Here is a 17,846-nt window from a genome sequence, read left to right as displayed (position 1 = left end):
CGTCAGCCCGGCAGGAGGTGGCGGGCCTCGTACAGGGCCTGCCACTGGTCGCCGTGCCGCCTGCGCTCCAGGTATCTGCGGAGCTTGGCCAGGTCGTCCGGGCTGTCCTTGGCGGCCGTACCGGCGAGGCAGGAGACCAGGTCGGCGGCGGTGCCCGGCTCGCCGCGCAGGAACCAGCCGCGCAGCCCGACCGCATGGGCGACCGAGACGGCCTCCGCCGTGCTCATCACCCCCGACAGCCGGTCGGTGGTGTCGCCGCGCGCCGTCTGCCCCTGGCGCAGCTCGCGGAAGGCGGTGACCAGCACCTCCAGTACGTCGCGGCGCGGCGGCGCGGTGACGCCCGAGCGCTTGAGCAGCGCCGTCGCCTCCGCCTCCACCAGCGCCAGCTCGGTCGCGAAGTCGGCGATCGGGAAGACGGTCTCGAAGGTGAAGCGGCGCTTGAGAGCGGCGCTCATCTCGTTGACGCCCCGGTCGCGGGTGTTGGCGGTCGCGATGACGGTGAACCCCTCCTGCGCGTACACCATCGACTCGGGGCCGCTCAGCTCCGGCACGGCGAGCACCCGGTCGGACAGCGGCGACAGCAGGCAGTCCTGCACCTCCAGCGGGCAGCGGGTGATCTCCTCGAACCGCACCACCTTGCCCTCGGCCATGCCGCGCAGCAGCGGCGCGGGCACCAGCGACCGGGTGGAGGGGCCCTCGGCGACCAGCAGCGCGTAGTTCCAGGAGTATTTGATCTGGTCCTCGGTGGTGGCCGCGCCGCCCTGGACGGTGAGCGTCGAGGTGCCGCTCACGGCCGCGGCGAGCAGCTCCGACAGCAGCGACTTCGCCGTGCCGGGCTCGCCCACCAGCATCAGCCCGCGGTCGGTCGCGAGCGCCACCAGGGACCGGTCGATCAGCGAAGGATCGCCCACGAACTTGCGGCTGACGCCCAGCGTCTCGTCCCCGAGGACGAACCGGCGGGCGGCCCGCAGGCTGAGCGCCCAGCCCGGGGGACGGTCGTCGGTGTCGTGCTCCCGCAGCCTGGCCAGCTCGTCGGCGTGGCGGAGCTCGGCGGGAGGGCGCTGGGCGTTCATCGGGTGATGTCCTTCAGGTCGCGCAGGACCTCGGAGGCGGTGATCGGGTCGAGGTCCTCGAAGCCCGGCATCATCAGGGTCTGCTCTTCCGCGAAGTCGGGGTGGCCGATCACGATGCCGGGCTCGAAGCCGACCGTGAGGATCCTGCCGCCCGGTACGTCCCGCTCGATCCAATACTGCCAACCGGCGTCCTGGGGCGTGCCGCGCCGCCAGCCGCGCCGCTCCAGGCCGATCACCGAGCCGGTGGGGACCTTCGCGGCCTCGATCTCGGCGATCAGCTCCGGGCCCGGCTCGTACGTGTCCCTGCCGAGCTGCGGGAACGGCTGCAGGATCTCGTAGTCGGCGAACACCTCCGCCCACGCGGCCAGGTCGTCGCCCAGCTCCATCGGGTGCGCCACGCCGACGAGGGCGTCCTGAGGGAGCGGCAGCGCGTCGTCGTGCACGTCGGCGAAGCTGCGGTCCTCGGCCACCCGCAGGGTGCCGGTGAGCCGGCCAGACAGGTCGTACAGGCCCCAGACGAGCCGCCGGACGATGTGCCACAACAGCGGGTGGCCGACGAGCAGCCTGGCGAAGTCGGCGGCGCTCCAGCGACGCCGGTCCACCATGGCCTGCTCCAGGCGGTGGATGGCGTCACCGGCCACCGAGCGCACGTCCTTCTTCAGCCCCGCGAAGCGGCGGTAGGCGGCCGGCGCGAGCTCCTGGTCGTCGTTGACGCCCGGCTTGGGGAGGTTCTTCAGCCGCTTGCCCGCGGCGTCCGTGACGTACGGTTTGAGCTGCTCGTCGAAGCCCACCACGAACCGCCTGCGCCCGTAGTCGAGGGTCAGGCTGCCGTCGTCGGACAGCCCGAAGTCGGGCACCAGCCGGTCGGCCAGCTCCTGCGGCGTCAGGCCGAGCTCGGCGGCGACCTCCTCCATCTTCAGCTTGGCCCGGTTCTTGAGCCCGGCGAACTTGCCCTTCTCCGCGAGCCCGTGCAAATGCATCAGCGCGACCTCGGAGCCGATGGAGGCCAGCAGGTCGAGGCCGGTGACCGCGCGCGCGTGCCCGTTCTCGCCGGGCCAGGCCCTGATCAGCGGGGTCAGCCGGCGTACGGTCTCGTCGTCGCCGAGCAGCGCCTGCGCGTCCATCACCCACTTCTCCGTGGACGGATATCCGGCCCCCTGCCAGCGCTGGAACAGCCCCCAGGCGAACTCGGCGAGGCTGCGGCCCTCGCAGCTCTCCTTGACCACGGCGAGCCCGGCGTACGGCTCGCCGAGCTTGGAGATCGCCAGCATCGTCATCAGGTGGCGGACCGCCTCGGCGGGCAGCGCGCCCGCGCCGTTACGCAGGTGGATCGGGGTCATGATCGCGACCTCCGTCCACTCGGGCAGCGCCGGCATCGTGGCCGGCAGCACGTCGAGCGGGTCGGTCACGAGCAGGCCGGCGATCGCGGCTTCGGCGGCCGGTCCATAGCCTGTGGCGGCCTCGGCCACGGCGTCCCGGTGGCCGGTCGCGACCAACGCCACCAGCGCCTGCTCGGCCCGCTGCCGGGCCGAGCCCGGCTTGCCGAGGGCCGGCGGGATCAACGCTCTGGCGGCCGCCGCCGGGTGGCGGTGCAGCCAGGCCAGGGCGGTCATGCGTACGGACTTCAGCCGGCTCAGCCAACCGGCCATCAGCTCGGCGACCTCAGGCGCGGCGAACGGCAGCAGCGACGCGGCGAGCGAGCTGGGCGCGCGGCGGGCGCTGTCGAGCACCATGGGCAGCGCCGCCGTCCCGAACCTGGCCACCACCGTCGGCATCCAGTCGCCCGCGCCCCACAGGTCGCCGGGGCGCCACTGCTCGATCAGCGGGGCGGCCATCTCTTCCGGCCCCGCGACGAACAGGGCGATCTCGTCGGCCCAGTAGCCGTCCGCGTCCTTGGCGATATCGCGTGCTATGTCCTTCCAGTTCCGGAGCCGGTCCCATGAGGTGTTGCTCGTTCTGGCCCGCCAGTTGTCCCGCTCGCCCGGCGCCCACACGAGGGCCGGTGCGTCGGTGCACGTGAGGCCGTCGACCACGACCGTCCTGTGGGCCTTGCGCTCCCGGGTCCACGGCGGGCTGACCAGCACGTCGGGCAGGGCCTCCCGCGGGGCGGCGGTGGTGTCCACGAGCTTCTTGAGGCGCTCGTCCGCCAGGTCGGGGTGGGTCGCCACGTGGGTGCGCAGCAGCAGGTCCACGATCTTGCCGTCGTACTCGGGCAGCAGCCGCATCGCGCGGCGCGGGAAGCGGGCGGCGGCGCGCAGGAAGGCCGGCTGCACGTACGTCTGCTCGACATGGCCGAGGAGCGCCCGCATCGCCGTGTCGTACGGCAACTCCGCCAGCACGTCCAGCAGCCGCTTCCTGACATCCGTGCCGGGGAAGCCGTCCGTCCAGAAGGCCAGCAGCGGCACGGCCGCCTCGCCCATGCCGTCGATGAGCGTGACGGGTACGGCGAGGTCGTCCCCCACGGAGTAAGGCGGCACGAGGCCTTTGATCAGCTCGGCCTGCTCCGGCGTGCTGATGGCGGGGAGCAGGCGTGGGGCGAGGACCGGGAGGTTCTGGCGCACCTCGGTGCAGTCGGCCGTGACCCAGCCGGTCTCGGTGGGCGCCAGGTAGGAGGCGGCCACGCGGTGGTGCAGCCCGCTCTCCCTGCTCACCGCCAGCGCCGCGACGACCTCGGCGTACTCGGTGTCGGGCACGGTGGCCAGGACGGCGCGGACCCGGGCGTCGATCCGCCCCGTGGAGTGTCCGCCGTACCACCTGTCGGGGGCCGCGCCGCTGGGCACCTGCCGGATCCGCATGGCGCCCCCGTGGTAGGCGTACTCCAGTGAGGCCAGCTCCGTCACGGCCACCGCCGCGAACGCCAGGCCGCGTCCGGCCAGCCAGGCATCGGCGAACAGGGACAGCTCGTCGCGCTCGCGCCACGAGATGGTCGCGGCCATCGCCGTCGCGACCACCGCCGCACCGAGCGGCGTGCCGCCCGGATCTCCCGCCAGGTACGCCGCGCCCGCGGCCGCGACCTCGGGGTCCTGGCACGTCGCCACCATGCCGGCGAGCGCCTTCCGGTGCTCGCCCAGCGCGGCGGCCAGCCTCTGAAGTGCGCTCGCATCCGGCCCCCGCACGGCGACCTTCGTTCCGCCGCGACGGGGGTGAACAGCGCGTAACCAGGCGACCGGCCACGTCAGCCGATCCTCATCCGCGACGCCACCGCCGCCCGCCTGCGGCGTTTCGTCCTCCGTGTAGCCCTTACGCACCTTCTCCGCCACCAGCTTCTCCACGGCCGCTGTGGCGGCGGCGTCCCCGTCGAACGACTTGACCTGCGTCTGCCCGGTGGCGCCGAGCCGCCCGTACCGGATGTGCAGCTCCGCCCCGTCCTGCCGCACCTCCCAGAACTTGGCCGAACCCCCACCCACGAACGTCAGCCTGCGCTCCACGCCCATACCGCTCCCACCGCCCTGCCTCATCGTGATCGACAGCGGCGAGTATGGCGCGACCGACCGACAAAGCTCTGCGACCGGTCAGTCAGGGGAGTCGTTCACCCACATATGCGGCACCACCAATAGTCGTATGCCACGCTTACGGCCATCAATTCCACGTCTCCGGTCATTCTGTTCACGGTCGCATCGCGCTCTCGTACTCTCCCCGTCATGAGTGCCCCTTCGCCGACGGCCGGCCGCCGGCGCTTCGTCCTGCATCGCTGGCCCACCGCACTGGGACTGGCCGTCGCCGTCCTCTCCCTGGTGACCGGCAGCAACGAGGAGTCCCTGGCCATCACCCTGGCCGTCGCCGCCGTGTGCTACCTCGCCGCGGCGGCGCTGGGCAGACCCTGGACCGTGTGGCCGGCCGTCCTCGGTGGCAGCCTGGTCGTCGTCGTCAGCGAGCTGATCGGAACACCTTGGTGGGCCGGCCTCGGCGGCGCGGCCGTCGTCCTGGTGGTCGTCGGCCTCGCCCTGCGCGTGTCGCGACCCGCGCTCCTCGCCCAGGCCCTCGCGGTGGCCGGATTCGGCGGTGCCGCCGTGATCGCGGTGTTCATCGCACCTCAGGCAGGCGTGATCGTGGCCGGCCTCGCACTCGCGAGCCACGCGATCTGGGACGTGATCCACCTCCGCCGCAAGCTGGTCGTGGCGCCGTCGCTGGCCGAAGCCTGCATCTTCCTCGATGTGCCGCTGGGCCTCGGCCTCATCATCCTCACGTACGTCAACTGACCGGTCGCCATGGCGCGGTCCTCTGGTCGGCGAGCCGGAAGCGATGCCGGTAGGCCGACGGCGAGACGCCGAGCACCCGCAGGAACGCCCGCCGCATCGTCTCGGCCGAGCCGAAACCGCAGGCACGGGCGACGGCCGGCACCGCTTCTTCGCCGGACTCCAGGAGAGCCTGCGCCGCTTCGACCCGGAGGCGTTCGACGAACTGACCGCATGTCATCGCCAGCTCCCGCCGGAACAGGCGGCTCAGGTGGCGCTCGCTGACGGCGAGCGCGCCGGCCATCGTGGCGAGGCGATGATCGCCGGACGGGTCGGCGGCCACGAGGTCCAGCGCCCGGCGCAGCGTCGCAGAGCGCGGACCGCCCACGGCGTCGCGGGCGCGGAACTGCGACTGTCCACCAGGACGCTGCAGGAACACGACCAGGTACTTCGCCACCGCACGAGCCCGATCCTCACCCCGATCCTCCCCGACGAGCGCGAGAGCGACGTCGATCCCGGCGGTCACCCCCGCTGAGGTGACGACCGGACCGTCCCGCACGTAGATGGCATCAGGCTCCACTCGCACCCCGGGATACAACTCCGCCAACGCCGCACAGGCCTGCCAGTGCGTCGTGGCCCGCCGCCCATCGAGCAACCCCGCCTGGGCCAGGACGAACGCCCCCGTACACACCGAAACCACCCGCCGCGCGCCGGCCGCCACCCGCCGCACCCCGTCCACCAACCCCGGCACCACCCCGGCGAACTCATCCCGCGGATATCCCGGCACCACCAAGGTGTCCACGTCACCGCCCACCTCGGACAGCGCGAGATCGACGCCCAGCGAGACACCCACATCGGTGCGAACGGCTCGCCCATCCACGGAGGCCAGCCGCACCCGATACCCACCCGCGCTGTCGAACACCTGCACAGGCCCGGCCACATCGAGCAGCAGAACACCGTCGGACACAGCGAAGACGACATCACCGGTCGCGCTCATCACCATCTCCCGGGGCATCGAGGCAGTCCCGGCGAACGGAGCAGCGCTGCGTCGGGGGACACCGCTCCAGCGTAGTCACGGCCGTGGTCGGCCCGGCACCGGCGAACGCCCAGCATGCCCCACAGGTGATATCCGCACCGACGGGAGGAATGGTGCGTGTCACCTCTAAGGTGGTCCTTCACAAGGAGAGTCAGCAACGACGGGGGTTCGTAGTGCAGCGCGTCAGCCGACGGATCAGCACCATCGCCGGGGCGGGCGTTCTCGCGCTGCTCCTGGCCGGTTGTGGAGGCGCCGGCGCCGGCGAGAGCGTTGAGAAGGCGAAGACGGCGGAGAAGACGGAGGCGGCGGAGAAGACGGAGGCGGCGGAGAAGCCCGCGTCCCCTGGTACGCCGCTGACGCTCGACACCGCACCGCGGCAAGTGAACTACACCGACCGCGACGACAAAGTGCACAAGCTGACGCTCAACCCGGCCCAGCTCACGCGCGGCTCGGTGAACGACCTCGACGGCGTGCGGCTCGACGACGACATGCGCGGCATGGTGCCGCACTACCTCACCGTCTCGATCACCAACGCCGGTACCGATGCGGTCGAGCCCTCCATGGCCGTCAGGAACTTCCGGGTGGCGCTCGCCGACGGCACCGCCGGCAAGGCCGTCTCGTTCTTCAGCGGCAACCCGCTGGCCTCGCCCGGCACCGGCCCGCTGGAGACGTGCATCGGCACGACGGCCCCGAAGACGTTGACAGCCGGCCAGGAGGCGACCGAGTGCCGGGTCGTGCTGCTGCCCGAGGACGCCAAGCCCGCCACCGTCTCCTACAGCGACGAGTCCGTCACCAGGACGTGGAAGGTGGAGGGCGGCGACGTCGGCGGCGGCGTGCTGGCCGCGGGCAAGCCGGCCAAGGTGACGTGGAAGGACACCGACGACAAGGACGTGCCGCTGACCGTCGCGCTGAAGAGCGTGCGCAAGGCCGGCGCCGGCGCGCTCTCCGACTACAAGCTGAACGCCAGGCAGAAGGCCGCCACGGTGTACTTCGTCACGCTCGCGTACCGTAACAACGGTAAGTCCAAGCTGTACCCGGGCATGGACGAGGCGGTCTTCCTGCGTACCGAAAGCGGACAGACCCTGCGCAAGCTCACCCTCATCGCAATCGGCAGCAACGGCCCCAAGGGCTGCCCGTCCTCCCAGCCGTACGGCATGGTGCAGCCGGGCAAGAGCGTGCAGCAGTGCGGCGTGTACCTCGTCGACAAGGGCGACAAGCCCGTCACCGTCACCTTCTCCTCCACCGCCGAGGGCGCCGAACCCGTCACCTGGAAGGCCTCCTGAGGCCCGAATATCGTTCGCCCCGGCCGTCGGACGGTGGCTAGGGTGGCCGCCATGCAGGACGAGGTGTACCGCTACAACGAGGAACGCTGGGAAGCGCTTGCCGAGGCGGAGGCGTTGTTCACCCGTCCTATGCTCGACCTGGACGTGGAGAAGGCTCGGACATATCTGGGCCTGGAGCGGCTGGGCATCCCCGGCGACCTGACCGGCCGGACGGTGCTCTGTCTGGCGGGAGGAGGCGGGCAGCAGTCCGCGGCCTTCGCGCTGCTCGGAGCTGATGTGACGGTTTTCGACATCTCGTCCGGGCAGTTGGAGCGGGACCGCCTGGCCGCCGAGCACTACGGCGTCGGCATCCGTACGGTCCAGGGGGACATGCGGGATTTGTCGGGCCTCGACGGCTCCTCGTTCGATCTGGTCTGGCATCCGTACTCGCTGACCTTCGTCCCCGACGCCCGGATCGTCTTCCGCGAGGTCGCGAGGGTCGTCGGCGATGGCGGTCACTACTACCTGATGTGCGCCAACCCGTTCTTCTCCGGGCTCACCCACCATTCGTGGAACGGGGAGGGCTACACCCTGCAGCACCCGTACACGGACGGAGCCGCGACCAGCTATCCCGACCAGGAGTGGGTCTACGACCGTACGTCGGCCGGCCGGCACATCCGCCAGCCCTTGGAGTACAGGCAGACGCTGAGCAGGATCGTCAACAGCCTGATCAGGGAGGGCTTCATGCTGACATTTCTGTCCGAGGTCCGAGGGGACCACCCGGGCGCGGAACCGGGCAGCTGGGCGCACTTCACGGGGGTGGCGCCGCCGTGGCTGGAATTCGTCTGGCAGTACGGTCCGGCATCCTCCGGCGGTCGCTGACGGTCAGGAGCCGTCGTACGGCTCGCCTCGGACACCTCGATCACCGCCGGCACCTACGACAACCGGCTCACCCCGGTCAACCCCTCATCCGCCGCACCCGACAGGGCCGTCGCCGAACGCCTCTGGACAGACACCATCCGGCTGCGCGGCCCCTTCGGCTGCGAGCGCTAGCCGGACCGGCCGAAGCCACACCGGCCCCGGCCGGGCCGTGCTCAGAGCTGGGAGCCGCCGCCGTCCACGGGGAGTTCGGCGCCGGTGGTGAAGGTGGCCTCGAAGGCGAGGAACGCGACCGCCTTGGCGACTTCGGACGGGGTGCCCATCCGGAGCATGGGGGTGTCGGCGGCCATCTGCGCCTTGGTCTGGTCGGCGGCCTCCTTGGGCATCGACTTCTCCAGGATGCCGCTGTCGATGGGGCCGGGGCTGACCGCGTTGACGCGGATGCCGTTGGGCAGGAGTTCGCGGGCCAGGCTGCGGGTCATGGAGCGCAGTGCGGCCTTGGTGGCCGCGTACGCGCTGAGCATGGGCAGGCCGAGCACGTTGGCGACCGAGGTGGTGAGCACGACGCCGCCGCCCTCGGCCATCAGCGGGGCGAGCTTCTGCACCGTGAAGTACGGCCCCTTGGCGTTGATGGCCATCAACTCGTCGAACAGCTCTTCGCCGGTCGCCTCAAAGGGGGCGAAACCGTTGACGCCGGCGTTGGCGAACACGGCGTCGACCGTGCCGAACTCGGCCTTCACCCGTTCGGCCAGCGCGTCGATGTCGGAAAGGGAGGCGGCGTCGCTGCGGACGGCGATCGCGCGGTCGCCGAGCTCCTCAGCGGCGGCGTCCAAGGTGGCCTGGGTACGCCCGGTGATCAGGACGCGCGCGCCCTCGGCCACCAGCAGCCGCGCGGTGGCCAGGCCGAACCCGCTCCCACCGCCGGTGATCACAACATTCTTGCCCTCGTACTTGTTCATATCGGATATCCCTTTCATAGGTATTCGGATTACCGGTTCTCGTCCACGAGCGGGACGTTCCTCAGTCAACCGCCGCTCCCACCTGGGCGTCCAAGACCTGTTCCGCACCTCGTCATGCAGGATCCGCATAACGGATACGGTGATGACGTGTCCGAAACAGGAGTGGAATCGCAACCCGCCATCGATCTCGACCTGCGGCTGGTGCGCTACTTCACGGTCGTGGCCGAGCACCTCAACTTCGCCCGCGCGGCCGAGGCACTGCACCTGGCCCAGCCGTCGCTGAGCCGGCAGATCCAGCGGCTGGAGGACGTGCTCGGCGTACGGCTGCTGGAGCGCACTCCTCAGGGCAGCCGCCTCACCGTGGCGGGCGCGGCCTTCCTTCCGAAGGCGCAGGCGCTCGTGCACGCGGCCCAGCAGGCGGCGCTCACCGCCCGCTCCGCCGCCCCGCCGCGTACGATCACGATCGGCTACGTCGAGGACCTCGTCATCTCGCCCGCCGTACGAGACCTGCGCCGCCGCCACCCCGGCGCCCACGTCCGCACCCGCCACCTGGACTGGGACGAGACCACCGCCCTGCCCGAGCGCCGGGTCGACGCGCTCGTCGCCCGGACGCCGCTGCCCATCCCGACCGACGGCCTGCGCGTGACCGTCCTGTACGACGAACCCCGTGCGCTCCTCCTGCCCGCCTCCCACCCGCTGGCCGGCAAGGAGTCGGTCACCGCCGCGGACTTCGCCGACGAGCCCCTCGTGGCCTGCGCCGGCATGGCCGCGCTGTGGACCGGGTTCTGGCGGCTCGACCCCCGTCCGAACGGCGACCAGGCCCCGCTCGGCCCCATGATCGTGGACACGTTCGAGGACAAGCTCGAAACCGTCGCCGACGGCAGAGCCATCGCCCTCGTACCCGCCGACGACCCGCGCCCCGCCCTGCGCGACGACCTCACCACCGTCCCCGTCGAGGGCATCGAGCCCTGCCAGGTGGTCGTCGTCACCCGGAACGGCGACCGCAACCCGCTGGTGTCCCACTTCGTGCAGTGCGCTCAGAACCTTCTCGTGCGCGACGCCTGAGCACTCGGTATCGAGGTCGAAGAAGGCAAGGTGCTGTACGACGATGGGCATAGACCTGCGGAGCCGTTCCTGTTCTGCTGGACTCGGAGCCGGTCCGGGCGATGCGTCGCGATGCGGCGGTGGGGGAGACCGCTTCGTGGCAGCCGCCCTTCCACTCCGGCTCCGGCTCCGGCTCCGGCTCCGGCTCCGGCTCCGGCTCCGGCTCCGGCTCCGACGACGTCGGTGAGCCGTTGTCCGAGATCAACCAGGCGATGCCGGCGGACCGTCCAAGCGCCCTCGACACGCTCGAGGGCCCCTGGTGCTCGGGTGCACGTGATGATGAGCAAGCCGAGTACGCGCTCGACCCGGCGACCTACCGCCAGCTGGACGACTACGAGGAGAGGGAGCGCTCATTGTCGTATCGGATCACCCACGGCGACCGGCACTTCGCCGACCACGCGGTCTCCGGACAGGGCATGCCGTGGCGCTGCTCCGCCCGAGCGTTCCTCATCGAGGCCGCCGACACGATCGAGGCACTGGATGAAGCGGCCATCCGCCGCGAATTCTCTCGCGTGGAGATGGCGCCTGGCGTACAAGACGCGTTCGGACGACGACGAGGACGAAACATTCGCGCGCGCCATGAACAACCTACGGTGGCTCGCGCGTTACTACCGCGACGTCGCCGCCCACGGCCACGACCAGATCATGATCGAGTACTGACCCAGCTCACCCGTTCCACGCGCTCATGGGGATGACGTATCGCGTGTGCTCGGCCCGCAGCCAGTCCGCGCTCAACGGCCGGCCGGTCACTCTGCCGATGAGCGCGAACGCGGCGTCCGAGACGGTGTCGGAGTCGTTGCCGGCTCCCAGCGTGAGTCCCTCCATGTGGGCGTTGAGAGCGTCGGGTTCGCGGCCCGCCCGTACGTCGGGGGCGACGAGGCAGACGCTCGTCTGCGGCCGGCCATCGACCACGTACTCAAGGTCCTGCGGGCCTTCCATCTCATACAAGGGCCAGCCGAGGTAGATCAGCTCGCCGCCGTTCGCGGTCAGTGCCCGCTGCGGCTCGGGAAGCGCCAGGTGGTCCCCCTCGAAGGCGATGATCAGCACCCAGCCCGGTGCCTGCGCGCCGATCCACACGACCCCTTCCCACGGCGAAGCCGGATCAAGGCCGTCCTCGATACGCTCCCACGTGCATGGCGTCGCCGAACCCAGGTCGGCCCGTAGCCGCGTCGCCGCCTCCTCCACGCTCAGCCCTTTGCACCACGCGCTGACGAGACTGTCGTCCATGCCGTAGGCGCGCAGCAGGTCCCAGCTTTCCTCGGAAAGATTCATCGACATCCCATCTGTTGGGGCGGGTGGCTGCCGGCGCTGCCCACTCGATGACATGGACCGCACCGGCCATGCCGGCTCTGGACTGGGGCCGCGCGTTCGCTGTCGCTGCGGTCAAGCCGGTGACCGGGACCGCCGCGTACGGCGGCTCATGGCTGGCTGTGGAAACTCAGCGTGCGAGCTTGACTATCTTGCTCGAGTACACCCCCACCGACCAGCCCACCTGGCGCTTGGGATGCCCACCCCGCACCCGCACCTTCCCCGAGATAGTGATCTTCTTACCTTCGGCGATCTTCTCGCTCCACAACGTCCCATTCGTCTCGTCCAGGTCCCGGTGACGACTACAGACCCATTCCCCTCTTGAGGCTTCGTCGCCGATCCGGTACGAGAGGGAAAGCCGATCCGCCAGATCGCCCGTACACAATTGCTCGATCCGGAAGTAGCCGCCCGGGCTCGTGACCGTCAGCTCGAAGGACGCCTCGCGCGGCCACACCCCTGAGGCCCGACCGGCCAGCTTCAAGGTCCCCAGCCGGGAGGGGAACGCCTCGACCGCATCCGGCTCGACGGGCCGGGCCGGCGGCGTGTACTCATAGACCGCCAAGGGCCAGTCGGCGTGCCGCGAGAACGTACGGGTGGGGCACGTCCCGCCCTTCTTGCGAACGCAGTCCCGATCGGTGACGTCGAAGGTGATGGTCACCTGCTCCACGCCCTTGGGCACGCTCACCGGGTCCAGGGCCACCCCCGACCCCGGCCGGGTCATGCACTGCTGGAACCAGCCGGCAGTGGGTTCGCCGTTCACGATGACCCTCAGTCTCGCCACCTTGATCGGGTCGTCCTGCGGGCACAGCGCGGCCACCTCCAGCGGCCTGCCCGAGACCGGAACCGTGACCGAAACCTTCGTCTCCCCCTTCGACTCCGCCTTGAGCATGGCCGAGGCGAGCCGGCGATAGGCGGAGCCATCGCCCGAGGTGAAACGCGGCGGCAACTCGGCCGCCGGCCGGCCGGCCGCCGCGGTCTCGCGCGGTTGCACGTCCGTCGTGGTCTCGCGCGGTTGCACGGCCACCGCGGTCTCGCGCGGCGGCACGGCCCGTCCGGGAGACAAGAACGCGGGGATGAAGACCCCGGCGGCGACGAGCACGGTCACCCCCGCCAGGGCGGCGTCGGCTGCCCGGCGGCGGGCGTCGCTGCGGATACGCCGCTCGAGCTGGGCGATGCGCCCGTGGTTGTCCGGCGCGTCGGCGCTCATGTCGTCGAACAGATCACGCAGCTGATGCAGGGCAGGCGTCATCCCAGCTCTCCTTCCATACGGGACGCCACCGCCGGCGGCGCGATCTCGGGGTCGATGCGCAGCTTGCCCAGCGCCTTGCTGCTTTGGCTCTTGACGGTGCCGATGGAGCAGCCAAGGATCTCGGCCACGGCGGATTCCGGCAGGTCCTCGAAGAAGCGCAGCACCAGCACCGCCCGCTGGCGCGGCGGCAGGCGTCCCAGCGCCGCCCAGAGCACCGCCCGCTCGTCGGTCACGCTGGTCTTGTCGTCCGCCAGGACCGTCTCGGGCGGCGCCTCCGTGGGCAACTCGCGCCGCCAGAACCGACGCCGCCAGGACAGGTGCGTGTTGACCAGGACCCGGGCAACGTAGGCGTCCGGATGCTCACCCACGCGGCCCCAGGCCCGCCACACGCGTACCAGCGCGGTCTGGAGCAGGTCCTCCGCCTGCGCCCAATCACGGCAGAGCAGGTACGCGGTTCGTAACAGTCGTGGCGATCGCGCCTCGACATACGCCACGAAATCCGACTTATCTCGCATCAACCGCGCCCTTCCCGTCGTCCCGGCCCCCGTTATGACCCGATGAAGCCCACCAACGGTTGCCCGCCTCCTTCAGACGTCACCCACAGGAGTGGTGTGGGCGCCCGCCCTGTCGGCAACATCACCCGGCCAGCTGAGCCCCGACCCTCCAGCAGACAAGGAGCCGGGATGGTGGCCGCCCGATCGGGGACGGTCCACGGCCAGGACACAGCGCAGGCTGCCGCCGCCTTCAATGGCGATGCCCGAGGGACGCTCCCGGCTGTACGCACGTATTCGGCACGTTCGACGACTGCGCCGCCCGCGCACCGAAGCGTTCGGTGACGGGTTGTCGGCTGCGCGGATAACCCGGAATTAGGGCCTGACCTGGGGTATTGCCTGATAGAAGTTCCATGAACATGGTCGTACGGCCGCATGCAGCGACCGCTGGCTGCCTACCGAGGCCCGGCAAGCAAAAGCCCTGTGGTTGTGAAACCGCAGGTCAGGGGCCAAATGCGGCGATCTAGGTGAGTGGCCCCGGCAGAGTTCGAACGTGCGGCACCCGCTTTAGGAGAGTGGTGGCTGTATGGCTGAATTCCGTACCGTGGCCTGGGCAGATGCGTCTCGCAGCCCGCACCACCCGAGAGATCATCCCGCACATGTCCCCGCACCCGTTGAAGACTGCCGCCATGTTCGGCCGCCCTCGCCCAATGTAAACAAGGCATCTTGGCTCAGAACCAGTGTCCGGGACGGCTCCCGCGAGGGTTGGCTGGCATGGACCGTGCTACTGGTCGGCAGCCTCGCCAGCCTGGTCCAACATCGTCGTCACCGAGCCGAGCCTGATCGGTCGCATCATTGCGACCTGGCCCGAGCGCTTCCTTGATCGGTAGGACGAACGTCTGGTGTCGCAGATCCGGATCCACCACGTCGCTGCCGACGTAGTCGCGGTCGCGCATGTCGGCCATATCTGGGGACGGCGAAGAGATCTCTGCTGGGCGGCCGGGGGTGGGCCTTGGCGGTTCGTCTTCCTGGCCGGGGCGCTCCCGCCCAGGCAGGGTGCTCGCCGGCTGTCCCAAAAATGCATCTCTAACCACTTGAGAGCCGTTCGGTCGCATTTGGAGTGTTTGATACAAATGCTCAGGAAGTTCCGAAAAATAGGTGATAGTCATGCTCGGCATCATTTACGGACCTAATGGTGAGTCAGGCATAGCAATTCTAGAGTGGCCGAAAGGCTAGGTTGGCACCTGACTGTTAACATCACCACAAATTGTCGGTGTCCTGTCGTAGCGTGGTAATGCTTCAGCGGACGGGTCGCACACCCGTTCTGGCGCCAGTTCGGCACCAGCATGTGGGCTCCATCAACCGGTGGAAGGCATGTGACCGAGTCGAGACAGGCGGAGGGCGGCCAGCGTGGCAGGACTGCGCAACGGCCAAGCGCCTCACCCGGGACGCGTACTGAGACCACGACACCCCGCGGGAGTCGGATACGGACGTACCCAACGGCCGCGCCGTCCGATCCTCCGAAAGGAGCCATACCGTGGCTACTGCACACCCTGTCGACGCTCATACCTCGGATCTCGGGGAGAAGCTCCCGTCTGCCATTGTCGACGTGCCTCCTGCTCTCGTGAACCTGGCACCGTCGGCCGATGCCACCGGCGAGCAGCACGAAAGTACAGGCCTCGAACCCACTGAGGACCACGAAGAACGTGGTGACCCGCACATCCAAAGGGCGCACACCTGGTCGGTGGCCGACGCCGACGCCCTCAGGCGCCGACGTCGGCGTGTCCAGCGGATCATCGAAGATGGCGGCATGAGCCTGCATCCAATGTTCTTGGAGTGGCTGCGCTATGTCCTGAACTGGGACGAGGTCGAAAAGACCCTGCCGATCCGACGCAGTAACGGTCGCTGGCATCACCGCGCCGGCCGCAAGTCGATGAGTGGTTACACCCTGTACTACTTGGATTTGATGGTCCCGGTCGCGGTGCTTCTCCAACAAGTCCTCAATTACCGTATCGGGATCGGTCGGAACCTACCAAAGGTCCCCACCCTCCAACGGCCGGTCTCGATGGCCACTGGTATGGCAGCCTCCCATGGCAGCTCGCTCGTTACACTGCTGCACACCTACAGCACCGCTGAAGGTCTCCAGCAAACTCTGCGTGACGCCCACCAAAAGGTGAAGGCTTACCGGGAAAAACAGCATGGGTGGACTCCGCTACGCGATCTCATCTACCGCGACGGTGTCGAGGACGGCGGCCTGTGGATGCAGACGGTGTTCGCGCAGCTTAACCCAGATGGCAGCCCCAACCTCGAATCTGCTCAGGCAGGGCTCGCACCTGCGGACGCCGCCAGCCGTAAGGCCGTCTGCGACGACCGCATCGACCCCGAGGGCAAGCTGGCGGCCATGCCGCTCTTGGCTCCCCGACGGGCCGACATCTACCCCGACGCATCAACGGACCCGCAGGCACCAGTGACCATCGCCGAGTCAGTCGGGATGACCCTCGGCCACCTCAAGAGAGTCCTGTCCACGAGTGCCGCATCTTACCTGGACGAGCTCGACGACGATGTCCGCGAGCGGCTCCATACCACTGTGATGCCGGTTCGCCTCGTCTACGCCGTGGAGGACAACCGTGGCCGTCCCGCGAACCTCGACGCGGTCGCGTTGTTCCGAGAGATCCAGGAGCACTTCCATGGCCAGGACCACCTTGGCCACCCCGACGCCGAGGCTGAGCGGCTCGTGGCGGACAAGGCCCGTGAAGCACTCTATGCCGCCATCGACGGCGGCCACTTCACCGTCGTCAACGCCGATGCCCGCACTAACAAGTACGGTGAGAAGGTCCCAATCGAATGGACCCACGAGCTCATCGCTGTGCTCGCCGGCCATGGCCAGTACAGCGACCTCGCCAGTCTCGGGTTACCGGCCGACCGAATGGGCGCCGGCGTGGCGGCTGCGATGTTGGTCTACGGCAACGGACCTGAACGGGCCGTCATTGGTAAGGCCTTGGGCTCGAAGCGCAACGGCGGTAGTTACAACAACATCATGGCGGAACGCCGGGCGAACCTACTACGCGAGATGACTTTCCCGGACTTGGATTCCGGGGTGAATAAGCGGGTCTTCGAGCCGCTGTCGGCGAGAGCGCTGATGGATGACCCGCCGATACGCTGGGACGGTGACACTGATGCCCTCGTGGCCAAGGTGTCCTCGCGGACCGCAACAGAGGTAGAGCGCGCCCTATTCGACATCGTCACGATCGTCGCTGGCGTGGAGAACCGCATGTCGGTGGTCGACCTCGGCTCCCAGGGCACCGCTAGGGGATTTTTCCGACCCAAGACGTTCAACGCGGTCGCGGGCATGGATGCCACCGTCGACAAGGAGCGCGGCATCAAGCATCACGTGAAGGTGCCCTCAGGTGAAATCTACATCCGCGAGTTGCTCAAGGGCCGACTGCTGTGGGAGGAACCCACCCCCGAGGTCATCGCTGGGATACAGCTGGACGCTCCGAGCACTGGCCGCTGGCAGCAATGGGCGGACTCAGGGACCGGGCTCCTGGAAGAGGATGGCACGCCGAAGATGCGTGAGGTGGTCGCCACAGTTCTCGACGCGGACGGGAACGTGTGCAAGGAGAATGGCGAGGTAAAGCGGACCCTCATCACCGTCCCGGTCCCCGTGCCCCGCGAAGTACTTGACTCGTTCTCCACCCAACGGATGCAGACCCGTGCATCAGACGCATACAAGCTCAGAGGAGGCGGCCAGGCTGTCCCGCGGCCTGAGACGATCGAGGAGCGCGTCCATGGCGCGCTGGAACGGTTCGTGACCAATCTGAGTTACCTCACCGAGGTCGTCGACACGCTCGAGGAAGTCGGCCAGACAGGGCACCTGTTCTCCGAGGAGCATCACCAGCGCCTGGAGGGCATCTCCCGCGACCTGCGCAACATGGTCAACCCGCTCACTCTCGGCGCTCTAACGCCGCGCCTGGACGCGCTGATCTCCAAAAATGAGATAGCACGCACCCAGGCACAGGCCAACGATGTCTTCGAGACCAACTCTGAGGACATGGGTGATGAGCAGGTGAATCTGTGACGACTCACGCGAGCACTCGGGCCAGCGATGGCAGTGTGAGGGGATCGGTAACCACGTTGCGGTTCGAACCTCGACTGTGGGAGGCCATGAGCGGTCGGGCCGGAAAGTGGCGCGTCGCGCACGACCCCGTCCTGTACCTCCCGCCAGCGTTGCGCGCGCTGTCCCATCGGCGGTGTGTGTACGTGCCGCTACGGCAGCACCTCCACGGATACCGCATCGACTATGTCGGGTC

At 69.2% G+C, this 17,846-nt stretch carries 13 protein-coding genes; 6 read left to right on the top strand and 7 right to left on the bottom strand.

Annotated elements, in window-relative coordinates; genetic code table 11:
* Positions 1 to 2: 2 nt before the first annotated feature.
* Complete coding sequence (locus tag AB0K18_RS20155; protein WP_364916060.1) at positions 3 to 1,073, bottom strand: AAA family ATPase; 1,071 nt, start codon at positions 1,071 to 1,073, stop codon at positions 3 to 5.
* Positions 1,070 to 4,501 carry a WGR and DUF4132 domain-containing protein gene (locus AB0K18_RS20150; RefSeq protein WP_364916057.1) on the bottom strand — a complete coding sequence of 1,144 codons (3,432 nt, stop codon included), beginning with the start codon at positions 4,499 to 4,501 and terminating at the stop codon, positions 1,070 to 1,072. The genes AB0K18_RS20155 and AB0K18_RS20150 overlap by 4 nt, the downstream gene beginning before the upstream one ends.
* 213 nt (positions 4,502 to 4,714) lie before the next feature.
* On the opposite strand from AB0K18_RS20150, the gene AB0K18_RS20145 reads away from it, so the two are divergent.
* Complete coding sequence (locus tag AB0K18_RS20145; protein ID WP_364916054.1) at positions 4,715 to 5,272, top strand: hypothetical protein; 558 nt, start codon at positions 4,715 to 4,717, stop codon at positions 5,270 to 5,272.
* Here the strand turns inward: AB0K18_RS20145 and AB0K18_RS20140 are convergent.
* Entirely contained in the window at positions 5,265 to 6,245 is a 981-nt protein-coding gene (locus AB0K18_RS20140) for a GlxA family transcriptional regulator (protein WP_364916052.1), read from the bottom strand. The two genes, AB0K18_RS20145 and AB0K18_RS20140, sit on opposite strands and share 8 nt — an antisense overlap.
* 212 nt (positions 6,246 to 6,457) lie before the next feature.
* On the opposite strand from AB0K18_RS20140, the gene AB0K18_RS20135 reads away from it, so the two are divergent.
* Both AB0K18_RS20135 and AB0K18_RS20130 read left to right on the top strand, forming a co-directional pair.
* Entirely contained in the window at positions 6,458 to 7,567 is a 1,110-nt protein-coding gene (locus tag AB0K18_RS20135; RefSeq protein ID WP_364916050.1) for a hypothetical protein, read from the top strand.
* Between the two features lie 51 nt (positions 7,568 to 7,618).
* The gene (locus tag AB0K18_RS20130; RefSeq protein ID WP_364916049.1) at positions 7,619 to 8,428 is read left to right on the top strand and encodes a class I SAM-dependent methyltransferase; all 810 of its coding nucleotides are present in this window, start codon (positions 7,619 to 7,621) and stop codon (positions 8,426 to 8,428) included.
* Between the two features lie 212 nt (positions 8,429 to 8,640).
* Here AB0K18_RS20130 and AB0K18_RS20125 read toward each other — a convergent pair whose 3' ends face one another.
* Positions 8,641 to 9,384 (bottom strand): glucose 1-dehydrogenase, encoded by a 744-nt coding sequence (locus tag AB0K18_RS20125; RefSeq protein ID WP_364916047.1) that lies wholly within the window; start codon positions 9,382 to 9,384, stop codon positions 8,641 to 8,643.
* A gap of 147 nt (positions 9,385 to 9,531) precedes the next feature.
* On the opposite strand from AB0K18_RS20125, the gene AB0K18_RS20120 reads away from it, so the two are divergent.
* Both AB0K18_RS20120 and AB0K18_RS20115 read left to right on the top strand, forming a co-directional pair.
* The gene (locus AB0K18_RS20120) at positions 9,532 to 10,449 is read left to right on the top strand and encodes a LysR family transcriptional regulator (RefSeq protein WP_364916045.1); all 918 of its coding nucleotides are present in this window, start codon (positions 9,532 to 9,534) and stop codon (positions 10,447 to 10,449) included.
* 101 nt (positions 10,450 to 10,550) lie between these two features.
* Positions 10,551 to 11,183, top strand: coding sequence for a hypothetical protein (locus tag AB0K18_RS20115; RefSeq protein ID WP_364916043.1), 633 nt, complete (start codon positions 10,551 to 10,553; stop codon positions 11,181 to 11,183).
* Here the strand turns inward: AB0K18_RS20115 and AB0K18_RS20110 are convergent.
* The 3 genes from AB0K18_RS20110 to AB0K18_RS20100 form a co-directional block, all read right to left on the bottom strand.
* Complete coding sequence (locus AB0K18_RS20110; protein ID WP_364916040.1) at positions 11,155 to 11,760, bottom strand: DUF6461 domain-containing protein; 606 nt, start codon at positions 11,758 to 11,760, stop codon at positions 11,155 to 11,157. The genes AB0K18_RS20115 and AB0K18_RS20110 overlap by 29 nt on opposite strands.
* Positions 11,761 to 11,926: 166 nt before the next feature.
* A complete protein-coding gene (locus tag AB0K18_RS20105) occupies positions 11,927 to 13,045 on the bottom strand; it encodes a hypothetical protein (RefSeq protein WP_364916038.1) in 1,119 nt (372 codons plus the stop codon).
* Entirely contained in the window at positions 13,042 to 13,539 is a 498-nt protein-coding gene (locus AB0K18_RS20100) for a SigE family RNA polymerase sigma factor (protein WP_364916036.1), read from the bottom strand. Before AB0K18_RS20100 ends, AB0K18_RS20105 begins: the two co-directional genes overlap by 4 nt.
* 1,534 nt (positions 13,540 to 15,073) lie before the next feature.
* On the opposite strand from AB0K18_RS20100, the gene AB0K18_RS20095 reads away from it, so the two are divergent.
* Positions 15,074 to 17,614, top strand: coding sequence for a hypothetical protein (locus AB0K18_RS20095; RefSeq protein ID WP_364916033.1), 2,541 nt, complete (start codon positions 15,074 to 15,076; stop codon positions 17,612 to 17,614).
* The last annotated feature ends 232 nt before the right edge of the window (positions 17,615 to 17,846 follow it).

This window comes from Nonomuraea sp. NPDC049421 (genome assembly GCF_040677005.1).
Classification (GTDB): domain Bacteria; phylum Actinomycetota; class Actinomycetes; order Streptosporangiales; family Streptosporangiaceae; genus Nonomuraea; species Nonomuraea salmonea.
This window is presented reverse-complemented; position numbering and strand designations above follow the sequence as displayed.

What these genes read in the sequence shown, in the direction of transcription:
- AB0K18_RS20155 (WP_364916060.1), bottom strand. Translation starts at nt 1,073, where the DNA reads ATGAACGCCCAGCGCCCTCCCGCCGAGCTCCGCCACGCCGACGAGCTG.
- AB0K18_RS20145 (WP_364916054.1), top strand. Translation starts at nt 4,715, where the DNA reads ATGAGTGCCCCTTCGCCGACGGCCGGCCGCCGGCGCTTCGTCCTGCAT.
- AB0K18_RS20140 (WP_364916052.1), bottom strand. Translation starts at nt 6,245, where the DNA reads ATGAGCGCGACCGGTGATGTCGTCTTCGCTGTGTCCGACGGTGTTCTG.
- AB0K18_RS20130 (WP_364916049.1), top strand. Translation starts at nt 7,619, where the DNA reads ATGCAGGACGAGGTGTACCGCTACAACGAGGAACGCTGGGAAGCGCTT.
- AB0K18_RS20125 (WP_364916047.1), bottom strand. Translation starts at nt 9,384, where the DNA reads ATGAACAAGTACGAGGGCAAGAATGTTGTGATCACCGGCGGTGGGAGC.
- AB0K18_RS20115 (WP_364916043.1), top strand. Translation starts at nt 10,551, where the DNA reads ATGCGTCGCGATGCGGCGGTGGGGGAGACCGCTTCGTGGCAGCCGCCC.
- AB0K18_RS20110 (WP_364916040.1), bottom strand. Translation starts at nt 11,760, where the DNA reads ATGAATCTTTCCGAGGAAAGCTGGGACCTGCTGCGCGCCTACGGCATG.
- AB0K18_RS20105 (WP_364916038.1), bottom strand. Translation starts at nt 13,045, where the DNA reads ATGACGCCTGCCCTGCATCAGCTGCGTGATCTGTTCGACGACATGAGC.